This is a genomic window from Terriglobales bacterium, from assembly GCA_035543055.1.
Taxonomy (GTDB): Bacteria; Acidobacteriota; Terriglobia; order Terriglobales; family Acidobacteriaceae; genus JAIQFD01.
The window spans coordinates 1-2,259 of the sequence record DATKKJ010000167.1; the positions used below are offsets into that span (position 1 = coordinate 1).

General features: G+C 65.3%; 2 protein-coding genes. Both read left to right on the forward strand.

Features of this window, described 5'->3' with window-relative positions; translation table 11 throughout:
- Positions 1-289 precede the first annotated feature (289 nt).
- Positions 290-1,126, forward strand: a complete 837-nt coding sequence (locus VMS96_11280; GenBank protein ID HVP44007.1) for a DUF4338 domain-containing protein — start codon at positions 290-292, stop codon at positions 1,124-1,126.
- The coding region (locus tag VMS96_11285; protein ID HVP44008.1) for a transposase at positions 1,123-2,259 on the forward strand (1,137 nt) is incomplete at its 3' end. The genes VMS96_11280 and VMS96_11285, both read left to right, overlap by 4 nt.

Sequence of the window (2,259 nt, forward strand, 5' to 3'; positions counted from 1 at the left end):
GGGGTTCTGGCTATGCCAGAAACGCCTCTCGTCGGGACGGTTTCGCTTTTGGCCTACGGCCGCCGACGGGGCGTCAAAGGTACTGGAGGCACACGAGGTGCAGGTGCTGTTGGCCGGTGGCGATCCCGCCGGCGCGCAGGGCCTTGCCCCTTGGCGCCGGGTCGATCCGCCGGAGTAGAAGGCGTCCCCGTCAAGGAAACTTGCGTTCCATCGGCGCTCGGGTTACCGTTTCGCCATGGAAACCCTATTTTTACACCGAGGGCGGACCGTCACCGCCGACGACATCGTCTTGATCCGCCAGTTGATCGCCGAGCATCCGCAAGCGAGCCGGCGGGCACTGTCGCAGAAGTTGTGCGTGGCCTGGAACTGGCGGCAACCCAATGGGGCACTGCGCGACATGGTGTGCCGGGGACTCATGCTGGCGCTGCAGCGCGCGGGGCACATCGAACTGCCGAAGGTCCGCCATGTTCCGCCCAATCCGCTGGCCCACCGTGGCGCTGCGCGCGTCAAGCCCAGCCTGGCGAGCGTGGATACCACACCGTTGTGCGCCCGCCTGGCCGAACTCAAGCCCATCGAGCTTCGCCCGGTGCGGCGTACCGGCGAGGAGCCGCTCTTCAACAGTCTGCTCGAACACTACCATTACCTGGGTTACACCCAACCGGTCGGCGAGCACCTCAAATATCTGGCGTATGCTCAGGGCCGGCCCATCGCCTGTCTGGCCTGGTCCTCGGCGCCGCGCCATCTGGGCGCCCGCGACCGCTTCATCGGCTGGTCGGCGCAGGCTCGACGCGAGAACATCCGTTTTCTGGCCTACAATACCCGCTTCCTCATTCTGCCCTTCGTCCAGATCCCGCACTTGGCTTCGCATCTCTTGGGCCGCATGGCCCGGATGCTGCCCGGCGACTGGGAACGGTGCTATGGCCATCCGGTGTATTTCCTGGAAACCTTCGTCGATCCGCAGCGGTTCCGCGGCACCTGCTACCGCGCCGCCAACTGGCAAGCGCTCGGCCGCACCGCGGGACTGGGCAAGGACGCGCCGAACAAAACGCCCAATCGCCCGTTCAAGGAAGTGCTGGCGTATCCGCTCATCCCGGATTTCCGCGAGCGGTTGGGGCAGACCGGATGAAGCCCGCCCGCCAGCCCCTGGAGATCAGCCGGCAGGAGCTGGAAGCGCTGATCGGACGCGCCCAGGCCGGCCCGCTGGACCCGGCGGATGGCCAAAAACTCCTGGCGTTGGTGGAGACGCTCTGTCGGCTGATGCAGTTGCTCGAAGATAAAACCACCACGATTGCCCGCCTTAGGCAGCTGTTGTTTGGGGCCAGCACCGAGAAAACCCGCCACGTGTTGAAGACGGCGAATCAGGATGAGGCCGGCGAAACCGAATCCGCTTCATCCAGCGCCCAAGACTCCCCGGAAGCACCCGCCCAGGATAAGAAAAAAGGTCACGGCCGCAACGGCGCGGCGGATTACACCGGCGCCTCCCGGATTCCGGTCAGCCACCCGGCGCTGGCCTCGGGCGATGCGTGTCCTCAATGCCAAACCGGCAAGGTCTATGCCGCACCACCACCGGGCTTGCTGGTACGGATCACCGGCCAGGCGCCCCTCGGCGCGGTCGTTTATGAACTCGAAAAGCTCCGCTGCAACCTGTGTGGCGAGGTCTTCACGGCCCCTGCGCCGGAAGGCCTCGGCGAGGACAAATACGATGCCCGTGCCGCCGCCATGATCGCGCTTTTGAAGTATGGCAGCGGGCTTCCCTTCTATCGGCTCGAACAGTTGCAAGGGGGGCTGGGGATTCCCCTTCCGGCTTCCACCCAGTGGGAAATCGCCAAGGAAACCGCCCAACCCCTACGGCCGGCCTTCGATGAACTGATCCGCCAAGCGGCCCAAGGCGAAGTGGTCTACAACGACGATACCACCGCGAAGATCCTGTCCCTGATGGGAAAAAGCGCCGCTCACCCCGCCGGGCAGGAGGCGGACGGGCCGGCACGCACCGGGGTGTTCACCTCCGGGGTGGTCTCGACGGGAGAAGGACGACGGATCGCGTTGTTCTTCACCGGACGCCAACACGCCGGGGAAAACCTCCAGGACGTGTTGCAACAGCGGGCGGCGGCACTTGGCCCACCGATTCAAATGTGTGATGCGTTATCGCGCAATCCCTCCAAGGCATTCGAGACGATCCTGGCCAACTGCCTGGCCCACGGGCGCCGGAAGTTCGTCGAGGTGGCGGAGCATTTTCCCGACGAGTGCCGCACCGTGCTG